Annotated in this window: 12 protein-coding genes; 9 read left to right on the top strand and 3 right to left on the bottom strand. The window is 37.8% G+C overall.

Annotated features, from left to right (window positions below):
• Nucleotides 1-89: 89 nt before the first annotated feature.
• The 3 genes from FBD94_RS17670 to FBD94_RS17680 are packed head-to-tail and all read left to right on the top strand — an operon-like array spanning nucleotide 90 to nucleotide 6,530.
• On the top strand, nucleotides 90-3,206 hold the full coding sequence (locus FBD94_RS17670; RefSeq protein WP_136881185.1) for a SusC/RagA family TonB-linked outer membrane protein: 3,117 nt from the start codon (nucleotides 90-92) through the stop codon (nucleotides 3,204-3,206).
• Between the two features lie 16 nt (nucleotides 3,207-3,222).
• Nucleotides 3,223-4,932, top strand: a complete 1,710-nt coding sequence (locus FBD94_RS17675) for a RagB/SusD family nutrient uptake outer membrane protein (RefSeq protein WP_136881186.1) — start codon at nucleotides 3,223-3,225, stop codon at nucleotides 4,930-4,932.
• 59 nt (nucleotides 4,933-4,991) lie between these two features.
• Nucleotides 4,992-6,530: a glycoside hydrolase family 28 protein gene (locus FBD94_RS17680; protein ID WP_169472344.1), complete on the top strand. Its 1,539-nt coding sequence runs from the start codon at nucleotides 4,992-4,994 to the stop codon at nucleotides 6,528-6,530.
• Nucleotides 6,531-6,563: 33 nt separating this feature from the next.
• On the opposite strand, the gene FBD94_RS17685 is transcribed toward FBD94_RS17680, so the two are convergent.
• Entirely contained in the window at nucleotides 6,564-7,259 is a 696-nt protein-coding gene (locus FBD94_RS17685; protein WP_169472345.1) for an ElyC/SanA/YdcF family protein, read from the bottom strand.
• Between the two features lie 142 nt (nucleotides 7,260-7,401).
• Here FBD94_RS17685 and ku point away from each other — a divergent pair, with 142 nt between their 5' ends.
• The gene (ku, locus tag FBD94_RS17690) at nucleotides 7,402-8,166 is read left to right on the top strand and encodes a non-homologous end joining protein Ku (RefSeq protein ID WP_131611265.1); all 765 of its coding nucleotides are present in this window, start codon (nucleotides 7,402-7,404) and stop codon (nucleotides 8,164-8,166) included.
• Between the two features lie 20 nt (nucleotides 8,167-8,186).
• Entirely contained in the window at nucleotides 8,187-10,688 is a 2,502-nt protein-coding gene (gene ligD / locus FBD94_RS17695; RefSeq protein ID WP_136881189.1) for a DNA ligase D, read from the top strand.
• Here the strand turns inward: ligD and FBD94_RS17700 are convergent.
• The gene (locus tag FBD94_RS17700) at nucleotides 10,680-11,264 is read right to left on the bottom strand and encodes a DUF4142 domain-containing protein (protein WP_136881190.1); all 585 of its coding nucleotides are present in this window, start codon (nucleotides 11,262-11,264) and stop codon (nucleotides 10,680-10,682) included. The genes ligD and FBD94_RS17700 overlap by 9 nt on opposite strands.
• 106 nt (nucleotides 11,265-11,370) lie before the next feature.
• On the opposite strand from FBD94_RS17700, the gene FBD94_RS17705 reads away from it, so the two are divergent.
• The gene (locus tag FBD94_RS17705) at nucleotides 11,371-13,374 is read left to right on the top strand and encodes a sensor histidine kinase (RefSeq protein WP_136881191.1); all 2,004 of its coding nucleotides are present in this window, start codon (nucleotides 11,371-11,373) and stop codon (nucleotides 13,372-13,374) included.
• A 363-nt stretch (nucleotides 13,375-13,737) separates the two neighbouring features.
• Nucleotides 13,738-14,115: a GreA/GreB family elongation factor gene (locus tag FBD94_RS17710; protein WP_136881192.1), complete on the top strand. Its 378-nt coding sequence runs from the start codon at nucleotides 13,738-13,740 to the stop codon at nucleotides 14,113-14,115.
• 42 nt (nucleotides 14,116-14,157) lie between these two features.
• Here the strand turns inward: FBD94_RS17710 and FBD94_RS17715 are convergent, their stop codons facing one another.
• Nucleotides 14,158-14,799: a chloramphenicol acetyltransferase gene (locus tag FBD94_RS17715; RefSeq protein ID WP_136881193.1), complete on the bottom strand. Its 642-nt coding sequence runs from the start codon at nucleotides 14,797-14,799 to the stop codon at nucleotides 14,158-14,160.
• A 144-nt stretch (nucleotides 14,800-14,943) separates the two neighbouring features.
• On the opposite strand from FBD94_RS17715, the gene FBD94_RS17720 reads away from it, so the two are divergent.
• Entirely contained in the window at nucleotides 14,944-15,318 is a 375-nt protein-coding gene (locus tag FBD94_RS17720; protein ID WP_131611277.1) for a hypothetical protein, read from the top strand.
• 1 nt (nucleotide 15,319) lies between these two features.
• A complete protein-coding gene (locus FBD94_RS17725) occupies nucleotides 15,320-16,735 on the top strand; it encodes an aminotransferase-like domain-containing protein (protein ID WP_136881194.1) in 1,416 nt (471 codons plus the stop codon).
• The last annotated feature ends 30 nt before the right edge of the window (nucleotides 16,736-16,765 follow it).

Below are 16,765 nucleotides of genomic sequence, written 5' to 3' on the forward strand. Positions count from 1 at the left end.
GTGATTACAATGCTAATGTAAGAGATAAATACAGCGGGAGGTGTTGGTATTTTAGGTTAATCAATTTTTAACCAAATAACCAATTAATTATGATTAATCGAACAACATCGTCCTATTGGTGTATCATGATTTTTTTATTGTGTTGTAGTGTGGTAGATGCTTTAGGCAAAGGTAATGCAATCAGCGATGAAAAACATTTTAGTAACCAATTAACAGTAAAAGGTAAAGTTTCTGACGCAAATGGTGCTTTGCCTGGTGTCATTGTAAAGTTGAAAGGAAGTACTAATTCTACTTCAACTGAAGGGAACGGTAATTACAGTTTAACAATCCCCGATGGTACTGGAACGTTAGTGTTTTCTTCTATTGGATATATTTCTCAGGAAATTGCTGTTGAAAACAGATCAGTAATCAATGTAACGTTAGTTGCTGAAAACAAAACGCTATCAGAGGTGATTGTGGTGGGCTATGGAACACAGCGAAAATCCGACATTACGGGATCTATTGTCTCTATAGGTGAAAAGGCACTTGCTGATGTCCCTGTAACTAACCTGTCGCAGGCTTTGCAAGGAAGAGGTGCTGGTTTGGATATCCAAAAAAGTGGCGGTAATAGTAAACCAGGAGCCACGCCCGTTATTAGGATAAGAGGAGTACGCTCGCTTGGTGCGGGTAATGATCCGCTATTTGTTGTAGATGGTATTCCATATTCTGGAAGTATGAATGATCTGAACCCGGATGATATTGCTTCTGTTGAGGTGCTTAAAGATGCATCTTCAACTGCGATTTATGGCTCAAGAGGTGCAAACGGTGTGATTTTGGTCACGACTAAAAAAGGAAAAATAGGCGAGGCTGTGGTCACCTATAGTGGTTATGCTGGGGTTACGAAGAACTTGGGAAAAATTGACGTTATGGATGGGGCTCAGTTTGCATTGTTAAAAAAATGGGCTACCGTTAACGGTACAACGAAGTATTCAGGAATAGATGATCCAGCGCTGGACGGTATTTTTGCTCCACAAGAATTGGAATCTATTAAAATGGGGCGTAGTACTGACTGGCAGGATCTGATTTATAAGAATGGAATTACAAATAATCACCAGATCGCAGTTTCTGGAGGATCGGAAAAGACCCTGTATGCACTATCTGGCGGTTATCACAATGAAACAGGGATTTATCCTGGTCAGGCTTTTACCCGCTATTCCGCTAAAATAAGTGTTGATCAGAAATTGGGTAAATATTTTAAAGTTGGGTTGAACAGTTTTAATACTTATAGTCTGACGAAAGGAGAAGGCTTCAACCCAATGGGCCAGGTACTACGCGCAAGTCCATTAGCTACCCCTTATGATGAAACAGGTAAATTATGGGGCTTTGTACCCGGAAGTGCAAATCAGGTATGGAATCCACTGGCTGATTTTGTTGATGGTGCTAAAGTAGAGAATCGTAAACGTTTTGGAACTTTCACTACCCTATATGCGGAAGCCTATATTACCGAAGGATTAAAGTACAGATTTAATGCTGGGGCTGAGCTTAAAACCGATATTTATGGCAATTTCTATGGCAGTGCAACCTCCAATAACCTTGGTGGCTTATCAACATCTAGCAATAGAACGGAGTTCAGAACAGATTATACGCTGGAGAATATCTTAACCTATGATAAAGTGATTGCCAAGGACCATAAAATAAACTTCACGGGTTTATTCAGTTTTCAGAAAGATGAAAACCAGCGTAATTCTTTTAATAATAATAACCTTGTTGCGGATGCACTTTGGTATTATAATCCAGAACTAGGCTCAAATCTTACTGCTACAGGAGGGTTTAACGAATGGTCGTTGCTTTCTTATATGGGGAGGGTAAATTACGGTTATAAGGATAGATACTTGTTAACACTGACCTTACGTTCTGATGCGTCATCACGACTTGCTCCTGGTGCTAAGTATAAAACATTCCCTTCTGCTGCAGCTGCATGGAACATCAGTCAGGAAAATTTTATTAAGAAGATATCGGCCATTTCAAATTTAAAACTGAGACTTTCCTATGGTTCGGTAGGGAATACTGCAATAGAACCTTATTCAACGCTTGGCTCGCTTGATGGGGTAGTTTATAATTTTGGTGATAAAACTACTACCGGGTTATTTTTAGCTAGCGTACCTAATCCAAAATTGACTTGGGAGTATAGTGCGACAGCGAATCTTGGTTTGGATTTTGGCGTATTAAATAATCGTATAACAGGGGCAATTGATGCTTATCATGTTTGGACTGATAATCTTATTTTACCACAAAATCTTCCTTTTACAACTGGAATTCCAAATGCGTATGTTACTAATGTAGGGAAATCTGAAAATAAAGGGATAGAGTTTCAGATCAGTACAGTGAACATTAATGGGGATGGTAAAGATAAGGTAAGATGGACTACCGACTTTAATGCTTCCATTAACCGTGGTAAAATTACTCGACTACAAGATGGGATTATCAACGATCCGGACAATAATAGATTTACCGGACAGCCTATCGGTACTATTTTTGATTTAAAAAAAGTAGGCATCTGGCAAAATACTCCTGAAGACATTGCTGAAGCTAAAAGATTGGGCTTAACGCTGACTGGTTCCAGTTCTGTAATAGGAAATATAAGGATTGCTGATACGAATAACGATGGTAAAATTACAGCTGATGATAGGATAATCATTGGTTCTAGCCAACCAGATTGGTCGGGTGGTTTTACTAATAGGTTTGCTTATAAAAACTTCGACTTTACTGTTGTTGCTTTCGGGCGTTTCGGTAGTACTATTGTAAGCAGTATGCACAATAGTGGATTTGCCAATACATTCCAGGGAAATTATAACAATCTGGATGTGAATTATTGGACGCCAACTAACGGTGAAAACTTCTGGCCTAAACCGAATGCCGCATCAACCAATACACCAAACAATTCGACACTGGGCTATTTTGATGGTACTTTCGTTAAAATAAGGACTTTAGCATTGGGCTACAATGTACCTCAAAAACTAGTGTCCAAAGTAGGAATCAAAGCATTGAGAGTCTATACTTCTGTAAATGATGCTTTTATTTTGTTCTCAGAATATCGTAATAAATACAAAGGGATAGATCCTGAATCAATTATAAGTAATACTGGTTCCACTAATAATAGACCTAATGTTGGTGTGGATACACCCGCTAGTTACTCCATGGTTTTTGGTTTAAATATGACGCTTTAACTCAATTTTAATTGTTATGAAAAAGAAATATATTATTTGCTTCGTAGCTTGTCTGTATTTAGCCGCTACCGGATGTAAAAATGCATTAATAGAAGAACCACATTCAACCTTAACTCCTGAGTATTTTTCTACTGCACAGGGCTTTCAAAAAGGATTGGATGCTGCATACGCAGGTAATCGCTCTTTCTGGGGGAATCAGGATTTGTTTACCATGACAGTAATTGGAACGGATGAGTTTTTTACTGGTAAGGATGGAAACAACAACATCAATAAATACAATAGTAATTACACCACTACAAATGGGCAAGTTGAGGCAGTTTGGAAAAATTGTTACTATAATATTAATACTTGTAATGGAGTAATAGATAATTCTTTAGTCGTTACTGGTTTGTCTGCTGATGTGATCAGCAGAAGTGTAGCCGAAGCAAAAATTTTAAGGGCAAATTATTATTTCCTGCTGGTTCAGTTTTATGGTGATGTAAGTTTAAATAAAAATTTTCAAAATACCCCTAAAACATCAGGCACACGTGAACCAATGGCCGAAGTGTATGATTTTATTGTGAATGATCTTAAAGAGGCCATTGCTACGCCAACCTTATATGCCAATCCGAAAACAACAGGTGCTGTTGCAGGTGAACTAACAAAAGTTGCAGCGCAACATTTGTTAGCCAAAGTTTATTTAACCAGAGCTGGATCGCTAGCAAAAAAAACGACAGATTATACGGATGCCTATAACATGGCAAAGACAGTAATCACTACAGGTGGTATGTCATTAATGCAAGACTTTGGGGATGTATTTGCAGAAGGAAATGAAAACAGTAATGAAGTATTGTGGAACGTTCAGCATACCTCTAATCTTGCTTATAATGGTCCCAATAATAGTGGTGGTGCTGATAATGTATTAAATCACATGTGGGTGCCTCAATATGAGCTTCGTCCTGGAATGGCACGTTCAGTAATCTATGGACGTCCTTACATTCGTTGTGTACCTACAAATTGGCTAACTGAGGTTGCTTTTCAAGAACGCATAAATGATACCCGTTATAATAAAACATTCCTAACCACCTGGTTGTGCAATAATGCCTCGTCTATTCCTAAGTGGCCTAACCCTCTTCCTCCAGGAGCTCCTGCAGGTGCGGTTTCAGGACAAAACAAGTTTTCAGTGGGCGACACGGCTATTTTTATGCCAGGTTCTGATGTAACGAATGCCAAAATCGCTGCCACTAGGTATTTACTCATTCCACCACGTCTGTATGATTTTACATTGTCTCCGTATATGAAGAAATACAATGATACCAAACGTGCAGATTTAAATTATCCATCTATTCGTCCCGTAATTGTTTATCGTTTAGCTGAAACTTATTTAATTGCAGCAGAGGCAGCTTATATGGGTGGTGCAACTCAACAAGATGCCCTAGATAACATTAACATCGTTAGAAGAAGAGCTGCATATCCCAACCCAAATCCGGCTGTGATGAATGTGACTTCCATTCCGTCTATTGATTTTATTCTTGATGAAAGAAGTCGTGAATTATGTGGAGAAAATGTGCGTTGGTTGGATTTGGTTAGAACAGGGAAACTAATAGACCGGATAAAAACTAAAAATTATAACCCTGAGGCTGCTGCAAACATTCAGCCCTTCCATATTCTGAGACCTATACCTCAAAAACAAATTGACGGTGTAACTACTGGCCCTAAATACCCTCAAAATCTTGGTTGGTTTTAAGGTTTTACAATAAAATCCTAAATAAATACTTTAAATAGATAATGGTCCGAACAATTAAAATGAAATTACTGGTTAGTTTATTCATGCTTGCAGCTTTTACCAATTGTGTAAAAGCTGCTGATTTCAACATTCTTAAATATGGAGCAGTTGGAGATGGTGTTACCTTAAACACTGCAGTCATACAAAAAGCTATTGATGAATGTCATCAATCAGGTGGGGGGAAGGTGATCTTCCCTGAAGGGAAATTTCTTTCTGGCACAATTGTATTGAAAGACAATTGTACCATCCATTTTGAGAAAAATGCGGTCCTATTGGGTAGCGTGGATCTGAAAGACTACAAAAATTTAGACCCTTTTACAGAAGGCTTAGGTATTGATGTAGGATGGGCGCTTTTAGTGGCTGTCGATGCAAAAAATATTGGACTGGAAGGTGCTGGGACTATTGACGGTCAAGGTTCGGCTATAAAAGCCAAACACATCTTAACAGATACGCGTCCTGAAGGGCAGCGTTGGGGCATGAGACCATTTTTGGTGCGTATTGTTCGTTGTGATGGGGTAACGGTAAAGGATGTGACCTTAAAGTACGCTGGAGCATGGACCTCACATTACTTTCAAAGTAAAAATCTTCGCATAGAGGATGTGAAGATCCAGAGTGTTGGTGTAGCACATAATGATGGAATAGGTATTGATGGCTGCCAGGATGTAATCATTAAAAATTGTGATGTAGTGAGTGGGGATGATGCTTTGGTGTTTAAAACTACATCTAGTAAGATGGCTTGCCGAAACATAGTTGTGAGCGGATTGCGCCTTAAAAGCAGTCAGGCTGGAATTAAAATGGGTACCGAATCTATGGCAGCTTTCGAAAACATCAAAATTTCAAATTGCCATATTTATGAAACCAGAAATGGTGGGATAAAATTGCTTACAGTTGATGGGGCAAATTTACGGAATATAGAGATTTCAGACATCACTATGGAGGATGTAAGAACGCCCATGCTTTTCCGCCTAGGCTCGAGGTTGAGCGTATTTCGTAAAAACAGTGAGACTCAGCAACCGACAGGTACATTTGAAAACGTAGTCATTAGAAATGTTAAAGCAAACGCTTCAGCAAATTCACAGCTGATGCCACCAACAGGGATATTAATAACAGGAGTGCCAGGCCATTATATTACTGGTTTAACCCTGGAGAATATTGAGATTAGTTTGGCAGGTGGTGGATTGGCAGAACATGCTCGTCAGGCTGTACCAGAGGCTATAGATCAATATCCAGAGGTAAAAACTTTTGGTCCTCGTGTACCGGCTTACGGGATTTGGGCAAGGCATGTAAAAGGATTGAAGCTTAAAAACGTAAAATTCAATTTAGCCAGTAATGATTTAAGACCAGCATTAGTATGTGAAGATGGTATAGGTGTTGAAGTATCTAATTGGAAGTTACCAGAGACCACAGGTGCAGCGTCGATCATCAGATTCGAAAATGTACAAAATGCCCAGGTTAAAGATGTGACAGGCAAAGTTACCGCAAAGAAATTTGTACTTGTTGAAGGAAACAGCAAGGCAATTAGTATAAAAGATAATAAAATCTCTGGTACAACTAATTAATCTATTATCAGTAGCCTAACAGCTCAAAAATCGTTAGGCTACTGATAATGATTTTTTCTCAGACAGCTGTTTAATATGATCCAACTCATTGCGGATCCCATCAATAGGGAAGTCACCTCTTTCCCCATAAGTTAGCAACCTTAAATATTCTCCCCAAACCAAATCTCGTCCGTATACTGTTTTAGACCACATCCGTCTGCTGATTGGATATTTTGCGATATCAGTAGTTAAAGGCAAAGGAATACAATGCAGTTCTACGGTAGGAAAAAATCTTTTTAAAGATAAAGCAGCCCTTGTAGAGGCGTAGGAATGCGACAAAAAGGTGATGCTTCTAATGTTTGCAAAAGAAACTATTTTCTGCGCTTCAACTATATTCTCAATGATATTCTTTGATTTGTTTTCTGTGTAAATCTTTTTATCTGCATATTTTTCAACTGGAATATGCGATTTGATTTGCTCAGATTCTGCTTCTTTTTTATAAAAGGAGCCGCTGTAGTTGGCAATTCCACCTGTAATTAAGATTTGATTTACGAACCCTGCATTTAGCATGTATGTAATAATATCAGCAATTTCGCGATGCTGAACATTCGAACCGAATACAAAAAGAAGGTCAGATGCAACTAAACTTTCTTCCTGAAAACAGAGTGTTGTTAGTGCTGAAATTAACTCAGCATCCATATCTGGGCTTGCCGGAACTTTTAGAATTTCCCGCTGTAATTCTTCTGACATATAATTGGGTAATTTATACATAGACGTTAATCGCGGTAGATTTGCTACAACAAGAGGTAAATATTTTTTTGGAACCTTTTTACCAGCTGTTTGTTCTTAAATTAACCTTGGTTTTTTGAATGTTGTTTTTAATCCTATAAAAATGAGATCAATATGGAACGGTTCGATAGGCTTTGGCCTGGTTAATATTCCTGTTAAGCTATATTCAGGAGTACACAGCAGCAGCCTTGATTTAGATATGTTGGATGAGCGAGATCATGCCAATATAAGATTCAAGAGGGTGAACGAGAAAACCCATAAGGAGGTAGCATATGAGCATATTGTAAAAGGATATTTTTTAAAAGATCGTTACATTGTACTGGATGAGCATGATTTTGAAGAAGTAAAGCCCGAAAAGACGAAGCTCATAGAGATTGAGAATTTTGTGAATATCGCAGAAATTAGCCCTATTTATTACGAAACCTCGTATTATACACAACCGGATACTCAGGGTAAAAGAGCTTATGTTTTGTTACTTAAGGCTCTTATGAAGTCTAAAATGGCCGGAGTTGCCCGTTTTGTATTAAGAAATAGCGAAAATCTATGTGTCATACATCCCATGAATGGGATTATCGTGATTACAAAGATTCGATTTCAGGAAGAAATCCGTGATACAAAAGAAGTCGAGCTAAAAGAAGCGGTTACCATTAACCCCAAAGAGTTAGAAGTCGGTTTGGCCTTAATTAAACAATACACTTCTGCTTTTAATATTGATTCTTTTAAAAATGATTATTCAAACGAGCTGCTAAAGATCATTAATGCGAAGGCCAAAGGTAAACGGGCAACAGTTAAAAAGATTAAGCCTAAAAAGGCAGTTAGCGAAGATTTATATGATCAATTAATGGAAAGCTTAAATAAAAGAGCCTGATTGGCACTTTAATATTTTTAATGATGTCTTTAGAAAAATATAAACAGAAAAGAGATTTTAGTCAGACTAAAGAACCTGCCGCAGGTAAGGCAACAGGGAAGAAGCTGAGCTTCGTAGTGCAGCGCCATCATGCTTCTAGTTTGCACTATGACTTTCGATTGGAGATGGATGGTGTATTGAAAAGCTGGGCGGTGCCTAAAGGACCTTCATTAAATCCTGGAGATAAACGATTGGCTATGATGGTAGAAGATCACCCTTTTGATTATAAAGATTTTGAGGGTGAAATACCTGCAGGAAATTATGGGGGCGGTGTAGTCACGATTTTTGATAAAGGCACTTATTCTGCCCTTGATAAGGGGACAGAAAAAGACTTGAAGAAAGGGTTAAATCAGGGTGACCTTAAGTTTAAACTGAATGGCAAAATTTTAAAGGGAGAATTTGTGCTGGTACGCTTTAAAAATTCCGAGCAAAATGCATGGTTGTTGATCAAGCACAATGATAATTATGCAGTTAAAGGAAAGTTCAATAGCGAAGATTTGGTGCCCGCGGCTATAAAAAAACTCGGGGTTGATTTTAAGAAAAGGAGTAAAACAGAAAAAAAGGGCAAGCCGACAAATCGTAATGATCCTACCAAAATTTCAGAAAAGCAAAGTGATGAGGTTTTTCAACCGATGTTGGCAAGATTATCTGCCCATATATTTGATGATCCTGATTGGATTTACGAACGTAAGTTGGATGGATATCGGGCACTGGCTTATGTGACTGAAAAAGATGAGGCTAAGCTCATCTCAAGAAATGGAATTGATTTTAGCACTACTTACCCTTCAATTGTAAATGCCCTAAAAGCTTTGGGGCTTGAGGCTGTAATAGATGGTGAATTGGTGGTTTTGGACAAAGCCGGTAAAACCAGTTTTCAGCTATTACAAGACTACGATTATAAAAAAAAGGATGTACAGCTAAGGTTCTATGTATTTGATCTGTTATCCCTAAATGGCCATGATATCAGAAGTATGGAGCTGGTAAAGCGAAAGGAGCTCTTAAGTAAAGTCATTCAAGGATTGGCTGACTCAGTAATCGTCTATAATGAACATCGCCTAGCTGAGGGGAAAGCGCTTTTTAAAGAAGCACAAAAGCTGGGTTGGGAAGGGGTTATTGGAAAAAATAGTCTGAGCCAATATTTAAGCAATAAAAGAACGGATTCCTGGCTAAAGTTTAAATTTCAACTTACCCAGGAGTCCATCATTATTGGTTACTCTAAACCGGAGGGGGAAAGGGGATATTTTGGTGCATTAGCATTAGCGATTTATGAGGGAAGCACGCTTACCTATATTGGTAATTGCGGTTCAGGATATAATGATAAAAGCTTAAAGACCATATATGAACAAATGCAGTCCTTAATCACCACTCAAAAACCAGTTGAACAAGCGGTACATAAAGAAAAAAGTTTTACCTGGATTAGGCCAGGATTGGTATGTGAGGTAGCTTACGCTGAATGGACTGCAGACCGGCATCTGCGTCATCCTGTTTTTAAAGGTCTACGTTTAGATAAAGCAGCCAAGGATGTTGTACATGAGGAAGTGGAGGAAGACTTGAAACCTGATAAACAGAAAAATGAAATGGTTGATGAAAAAGAAGAACAGTTTGGTAGTAAAAAAGTAAAATTAACTAACCTAAATAAGTTGTACTGGCCAGTAGAAAAAATTAGTAAAGGCGAACTGATTAATTATTATAAAGAAGTTGCAGCCTACATTTTACCACATTTAAAAGATAAACCTTTATCGCTTAACAGACATCCTAATGGCATTACAAAGCCTGGTTTTTTTCAGAAAGATCTGGATACCGATAAAATACCATCCTGGATTAAATCTGCCCCGATGCATTCGGATAGTAACAACAAGGATATTGATTACCTGATCTGTAATGACGAAGCTACTTTATTGTGGATGGTAAATTTGGGCTGTATCGAGATCAATCCTTGGTTAAGTACTTATAAAAAACCTGAAGCGCCATTATTTGCCGTACTTGATCTTGATCCTCATGATATCGATTTTAATGAAGTGATCGCTGTTGCCTTAACCGCTAAAATGTTGCTGGATCAGCGTAAAATCAGTTCATTTATTAAAACCTCGGGTTCCAAGGGCTTGCACATATTTATTCCCCTTACTGGAAACTACAATTATGACATTACACGGGATTTTACTCGTTATTTGGGACAGCTTATTTTCGAAATACATCCAAATACAACAAGTCTGGAGCGTAGTCCGTCAAAACGTAAAGGCCGTATCTACCTTGATTTTCTTCAAAATAGTAGGGGGCAGACTATCGCTGCACCTTATTCAGTTAGACCGAAACCAGGAGCTACAGTATCTGCCCCACTTAAATGGGAAGAAGTTAAAATAGGTTTAAAGATTCAGGATTTTCATATTTTTAATATGCCCGATCGATTAAAAGATACAGGCGATATATGGAAAGACCTGAAGCTGGCTAAAAATGATTTAAAAAAAGCTTTAAAGTTATTTTAAATGTTTACTTATATCCATAGCCAGCGTATAATGTTGTTCCATTTTGCGTAATGCAGGGATAGCGAAATTTTGTAGCGGGCTATCTCCTGAAGTTGTTGCAGATTTAAAAAGTTCAAGCGCCTTAACATGGCCTTTTACCATCATTTCCATGTAGTGTTTTTCGAATTCATTTACTGGCATCTTTTGTAGCTCGGCAATATGGTCCAGATCCTCTTTGGGGAGTACGGTTGGTAAAGGTATTTTTTTACTGTCAGCCAATACTTTCAGTCGTTCGGCAATTTTCGTGTGGTCTTTTATCATCCGTCTCGCATATCTCTTAATGTGTATGTCTGTAGCTTTTTGCGTTGCTACTTTTCCTAATTCTATTTCCAACATACCATCCAAGGCGGCTTCATTCATAAAAATGGTTAAGTTAGCTCCCCTGTTTAGTCCTAAAGTATCCGGTATAATGGCCTCATCAGGTGCAGGTGCTCTGGTTCCTGACTGTTCGGTTTTTACTCTTTTTTCCGGGCTTTGGCAAGCTTGTAGTACTAAAAAATTGAGGATCACTACAGCTAATATTATTTTTGTTTTCATAAGGTAAGCTATTAAGTGTTAGGTTTTTTAAACTACAATTTAAAGCTGAAAATGTTTTTATAATGTACTACAATTCCCATGGTTAATATTAACTTTGGGAATTCACATGCTTATGCGCTACTCTCTTTTTCTGCTGATCTGCCTGGCTTCAATTTGTAAATTGTATAGCCAGCCGTTACTGCATTTGGATGATGGTTTCCCCTATCAAAATATAGGGAAATCAATTAGTTATCTGGAGGATAAAGCGGGTAAATTAACGCTCAATGAAGCTAGAGCAATGCATCAGGCAGGGAAGTTTAGACCGTCGGACAAAGAGATTCTTAATTTAGGCAATACCACATCTGCATTTTGGCTGAAAATCGATTATATCAATAAAAGCAAAGGCAAAGCTTTTCTGGTGATAGATGTGCCCAATATTGAACATATTGATTTGTATGAGGAATTGCAGGGGGGGAAGTTATTACACTTACAAGCTGGGAGCCTTTCAGCTGCGACAAAAGGAGTAGTCGTTTCCAATAATTTCGTGTTTAATCTGCTAGCTTCGACGATAGATCCTAAACCTCAATCTATTTATTTAAGAGTCAAAACGAACAATGTTTTACTGCTCCCCATTAAGCTGGCAAGCTCTGAAAGTTTGATTGAAAATGGTACAGGTAAAGTACGATTTGAGGCCATGTATATTGGGGCAATTATTATCCTGTTTTTCTTCAATCTGTTTCTTTATCTGAGCTTTAAGGACCATATTTATTTTATATATAGCATTTATGTGGGGATGCTATTTATTTACCTGGTGTTTTTTATCAGGGGATATGGATACGTTTTTGGACAAGATTTTCGTTCATTTATTAATCTCTATCCGCATGTTTTTTTAAGCATATCCTGTTTGGCTTCAGCTTACTTTTCTATTAGCTTTTTGGAATTGAAAAAACGATTGCCAAAAGCCTTGTTCGTTTACAATATTTTAATTGTTTGTTGGCTGCTTATACTTGTGATGAGTGCATTGGGTTATAAAAATATGATATCCGCGCTCGTTAATTATCTATTGATGCTATCTGGACTATTTTTATGGGCTGTTGCTTTTTGGTCTTATTTAAAAGGACATAAGCCAGCATTGTATTATATAATGGCCTGGGCTTTTGTATGTGTGCCTATTTTATTCATTACACTGAGCTTATCCAATGTTTTTGCCTATGGTGATTACACCTTTTATGTCGTTCCAGTAGGTACTACGATTGAATTATTATTGCTATCATTTGCATTAGGCGATCGTTTTAATACAATTAGAAAGTACAATATGCTGTTGGTTACCACACAAAAGGAAAGACTGGAGAAGCTGGTACATGGCAGAACACTAAAGCTCCATGATAGTGTAAAGATGCTAAAGGAGAAAACGCTGAAACTTAATGAAACCATTGAGACACTTGAAGAAACAAATGCGATTAAGAATAAACTGTTTTCTATCATAGCTCATGATTTACGAAGCCCCTTTAATAGCTTGCTGAGCATTTTTTCATTAAAGGATATGGATCTGTTGACTTTTGAAGATCTTAAAATGTTGCTTAATGAAAGTAGAAGAAGCATAGATACGATACACAATACGTTAAATAACCTGCTGTATTGGGCAAAAAGCCAGATGGATGGGGCAATGGTATTTCCTACAAGATTTGATTTGCTCACATTGGTAAATGACCTGATTCTGGTGTATCAGCCATTAATTGAACGAAAATCAATCAATATCCTGTTAAAAGCTGATTCAGACCTGATGGTGCATGCTGATGAAAATCAGGTTCAATTGATTATGCGTAACCTGATTGATAATGCGATTAAGTTTACACCATTTGGCCAATGCATTACCATTAACCTGAAAAAGGATGAATCAAACGTTCATATTTGCGTCATAAATGAGGTGGCTGGCAGTGATAGGTTAAATGTAACTTCCTTTAATGCCGGTAAAATCCAAACCCCTGCTTATGGGACTGCTAATGAAAAAGGAGTGGGACTTGGTTTACATTTGTGCCGGGAATATATTATTCAAAACGGCGGAGAGCTTAAGATAGGTCTCCATCCCGATAAAGTCTCACTTTGCTTTAATCTAAGTAGCGCTCAATAGTTAATTGTGTATTGAATGGCATAATACTGTAATAATGCTGGATATACATTAGCTATAGTTTTTATATCAATTGGAATAGGGTACATTCGTATCAATGAACCCATTTAAACAGTTAAATATGATGTCTGATAAACAGTTTGCAAGACAATTTCGGACTGCTAAAGCTATGTTTAACCGTTTTTTAGTTCATCAATCTGTCTTAGGCGATTCCTTTCTTAAAAGTAGCAAAGACTTCATTCATTAAGCCCCAACCTTTTTAATAGGTCTGGGGAATTATTTCTTTTATTTCGATTATCATGTCCTCAGGTCTGACGGACAAGCTAATCTATTGTCTCAATTTTTAATCATTTTGAATTTATAGTTATGACTACATCAATCATATTATCAACAGGAATATTTGATCTTTTAAAGGATCACATCAGAAGAAGGAAATTAAGTAATTACAATCAGGAAAAACTGGTACAGGAACTTCGAAATGCAAGGCAGATCTTAAACAAAGATATTCCTGCAGACGTGGTTACTGTAAATACTAAAGTCCGTGTAAAAGAATTGGAAACTGGCTTAGAGTTTACTTATATCATTGTTCCACCAGCAAAGGCTAAAAACAAAAACCATACGATTTCTATTTTATCACCGATTGGTGTGGCTATAGTAGGTTATAACCAGGGAGCAGAGTTGAGTTGGGAAATGCCTGAAGGCCTGAAGAAATTTCGCATTGAAGAGGTATCCAGATTAAAATAATGACATAAAAAAACCGGCAATTTTGCCGGTTTTTTTATGTCATTATTTTAAGGTATTAGATTGATTATTCATCAACTCTTGGAATGTCTCGATAAATTTGCCTACATGATAACCATCCATCAAGGCATGATGTACATGGACAGAAATACTCATTTCTCTCTTTCCATTAGTTTCAGTAAGCTTAGCGAATGAAATTTTAGGCACACTATCATTAAACGAATAACACCTTGCATGAGATAAGGATGTAAAGTCTATCCAAGGTATGGCCGAATAGTGGATCACATCATCACCCGATACCAAGGGGAAAAGCTGGGTACTTTTCGAAACTCTATCCATTTCTTCTTTTGCAAGCTTATAAAATAGTGCTGGATCTTCATTGAAATAGATGTAAGAGAAGCCAAAAGTATCATTCGGACGGTTAATGGTTGCCGAAGCGTTGATCTGATCGTAAATTACCACCTTTTCGTCTTCAATTCTATACTTAAACTCTTCAATCGAATTTGCAGCTATCAAAGATTGATATAAATAATATAAAAAGAAAGATTGTCCGCTCTCCTTTGCATTGCGGTACGCTTTCGTACAATCTATTTTTGTAGTGATCCCAAAAAATGGTTCTTCAAATTTTCTAAAAAACTCAAAATGCTCTTTTCTCTTCCACTGGTCTATTGCTAGTTCTTTTTTCATTAATGCTCATTTTTGATGATGGTTACAAAAGTAAAGAAGTTTAGTTTATCATACCAGTCGTAATTCTGTAACCTAAAATTATCGCTTTTCTGTGTCTGTATCTGCTTCTATTTGATGTTTAATTTTGTAATCAAACGATAAGTTATGAATGAACAAAGTCATAAAACCAGAGGTGTCGAATTTAGGAAGGTATACCTTTCTGACCTGAGCGCAGTAATGAGGTTACATCAATTATCACAGGGAAGTATTACTAAGTTGACGGCAGATTTTGGTCTCCCACTAAGTATCGCCATTAATGGTAATGAAATCATAGGTTATGGTTTTGCAGCCATCAACCAATTGGGAGAAGTTACGTTAAATTCCCACTGTAAAGTAGTTGAGGACTTGTCCATCGGATACACACTAGAAGAGCAAGCTAAAAAAACGCTACATTCAACATTTGAAAATGTCGGGGAAGACAATGCCAAGTTTAAGAGCTCTGTTCTGAGATTAGTAGACTGGTTAAATAACTGTTATTAAAATGAAAAAGGAATCCTTGTACCTTAAGATTGCAAAAGTAATGGAGGAGCAGATCTCGACCGAAACTTTAAAACTCGGTGATAAGCTTCCTTCTATTCGTTCCGTACAGAAGCTCTACAATGTCAGCATAAACACGGCTAAGCAGGCCTACCTGGAGTTAGAAAGTAAATCGCTTATCGAACCGAGAGCAAAATCTGGATATTTTGTGAGCAAAGCATCCATGAGGAAATTTCCGCTTCCATCAATAGGCAAACTTAAGGCTTCGGCTCAGGAGAAGCAGCCTGAGGATTTAATCAGTAAGGTTTTTAATACATTTGAAGATAAAACGATTAGCCATTTTTCTTTGGGTGTTCCAGATAAAAGCATGCTCCCCATTGCAAAACTGAACAAAGGGGTGATCAATGTTGTACGTAGACTTAATGATGATTGGGCAAGTTATGAACCGGTACAAGGCAGCGTTAACCTTAGAAGAGGTATTGCCAAGTGGTCCTTGGTGCTCGAAGGAAAGATTACTGAAGATGATCTTGTGATCACTTCTGGTGCAATGAATGCGATTTTTAACTGTCTGATGGCTGTAACTAAACCCGGAGATACTGTTGCTATTGAGAGCCCAGTTTATTTTGGTATCGTGCAGATCATTAAATCTTTGGGATTAAAGGCTATAGAAATCCCTACACATCCCATAACTGGTGTAGATTTAGAAGCCATTAAAAAAGTGCTACCGCAATTAAATGCGTGTTGCTTCATTAGTAATTTTAGCAACCCATTAGGATGCCTGATGCCAGACGAGCACAAGATCGAACTGGTTAGGATGTTGACTACATACGATATTCCCCTGATCGAAGATGACCTTTACGGTAATCTTTTCTTTGGCCCTACAAGACCTAAACCTTGTAAGGCTTTTGACGAAGCGGGTATTGTGTTGTGGTGCGGGTCAGTCTCTAAAACTTTGGCACCTGGGTACCGGGTTGGTTGGGTGGCTCCTGGAAAGTACAAAGAGAAAATTATAAGGCAGAAGCTATTACAGACCATTTCAACACCTTCTTTGTACCAGGAAGTGATTGCCGATTTTCTGGAATATGGTAGGTATGACCATCATTTGCGTATGCTGAGAGGTAAGCTCTACACAAGTTGCCTCAAATTCCAAAGAGCAATTGAAGAGTATTTCCCTTCTAATACTAAAATATCACAGCCTCAGGGCGGTTTTATGTTATGGTTGGAGTTGGATAAAAAGGTGGATACTGCCGAATTATTTGACATAGCCATCAAGCAGAAAATAAGTTTTGCACCTGGTAGGATGTTCACTCAATACAATCAATACAACAATTGTATGCGGTTAAACTATGGATTGGAATGGAACGCTCAGGTAGAGGCTGACTTAAAACGGTTAGGACGGCTAATTAAAGCTGTATATTAGTCTAAGCTAGTTGCCATCTGCAAGGATGGT

This window comes from Pedobacter hiemivivus, from assembly GCF_005144565.1.
GTDB lineage: Bacteria > Bacteroidota > Bacteroidia > Sphingobacteriales > Sphingobacteriaceae > Pedobacter > Pedobacter hiemivivus.

Excerpts from the sequence above, each read along its gene's own strand:
- FBD94_RS17715 (WP_136881193.1), bottom strand. The coding sequence starts at position 14,799 with ATGAAAAAAGAACTAGCAATAGACCAGTGGAAGAGAAAAGAGCATTTT.
- FBD94_RS17680 (WP_169472344.1), top strand. The coding sequence starts at position 4,992 with ATGAAATTACTGGTTAGTTTATTCATGCTTGCAGCTTTTACCAATTGT.
- FBD94_RS17700 (WP_136881190.1), bottom strand. The coding sequence starts at position 11,264 with ATGAAAACAAAAATAATATTAGCTGTAGTGATCCTCAATTTTTTAGTA.
- FBD94_RS17720 (WP_131611277.1), top strand. The coding sequence starts at position 14,944 with ATGAATGAACAAAGTCATAAAACCAGAGGTGTCGAATTTAGGAAGGTA.
- ligD (WP_136881189.1), top strand. The coding sequence starts at position 8,187 with ATGATGTCTTTAGAAAAATATAAACAGAAAAGAGATTTTAGTCAGACT.
- FBD94_RS17705 (WP_136881191.1), top strand. The coding sequence starts at position 11,371 with ATGCTTATGCGCTACTCTCTTTTTCTGCTGATCTGCCTGGCTTCAATT.
- FBD94_RS17725 (WP_136881194.1), top strand. The coding sequence starts at position 15,320 with ATGAAAAAGGAATCCTTGTACCTTAAGATTGCAAAAGTAATGGAGGAG.
- FBD94_RS17710 (WP_136881192.1), top strand. The coding sequence starts at position 13,738 with ATGACTACATCAATCATATTATCAACAGGAATATTTGATCTTTTAAAG.
- FBD94_RS17670 (WP_136881185.1), top strand. The coding sequence starts at position 90 with ATGATTAATCGAACAACATCGTCCTATTGGTGTATCATGATTTTTTTA.
- FBD94_RS17685 (WP_169472345.1), bottom strand. The coding sequence starts at position 7,259 with ATGTCAGAAGAATTACAGCGGGAAATTCTAAAAGTTCCGGCAAGCCCA.
- ku (WP_131611265.1), top strand. The coding sequence starts at position 7,402 with ATGAGATCAATATGGAACGGTTCGATAGGCTTTGGCCTGGTTAATATT.
- FBD94_RS17675 (WP_136881186.1), top strand. The coding sequence starts at position 3,223 with ATGAAAAAGAAATATATTATTTGCTTCGTAGCTTGTCTGTATTTAGCC.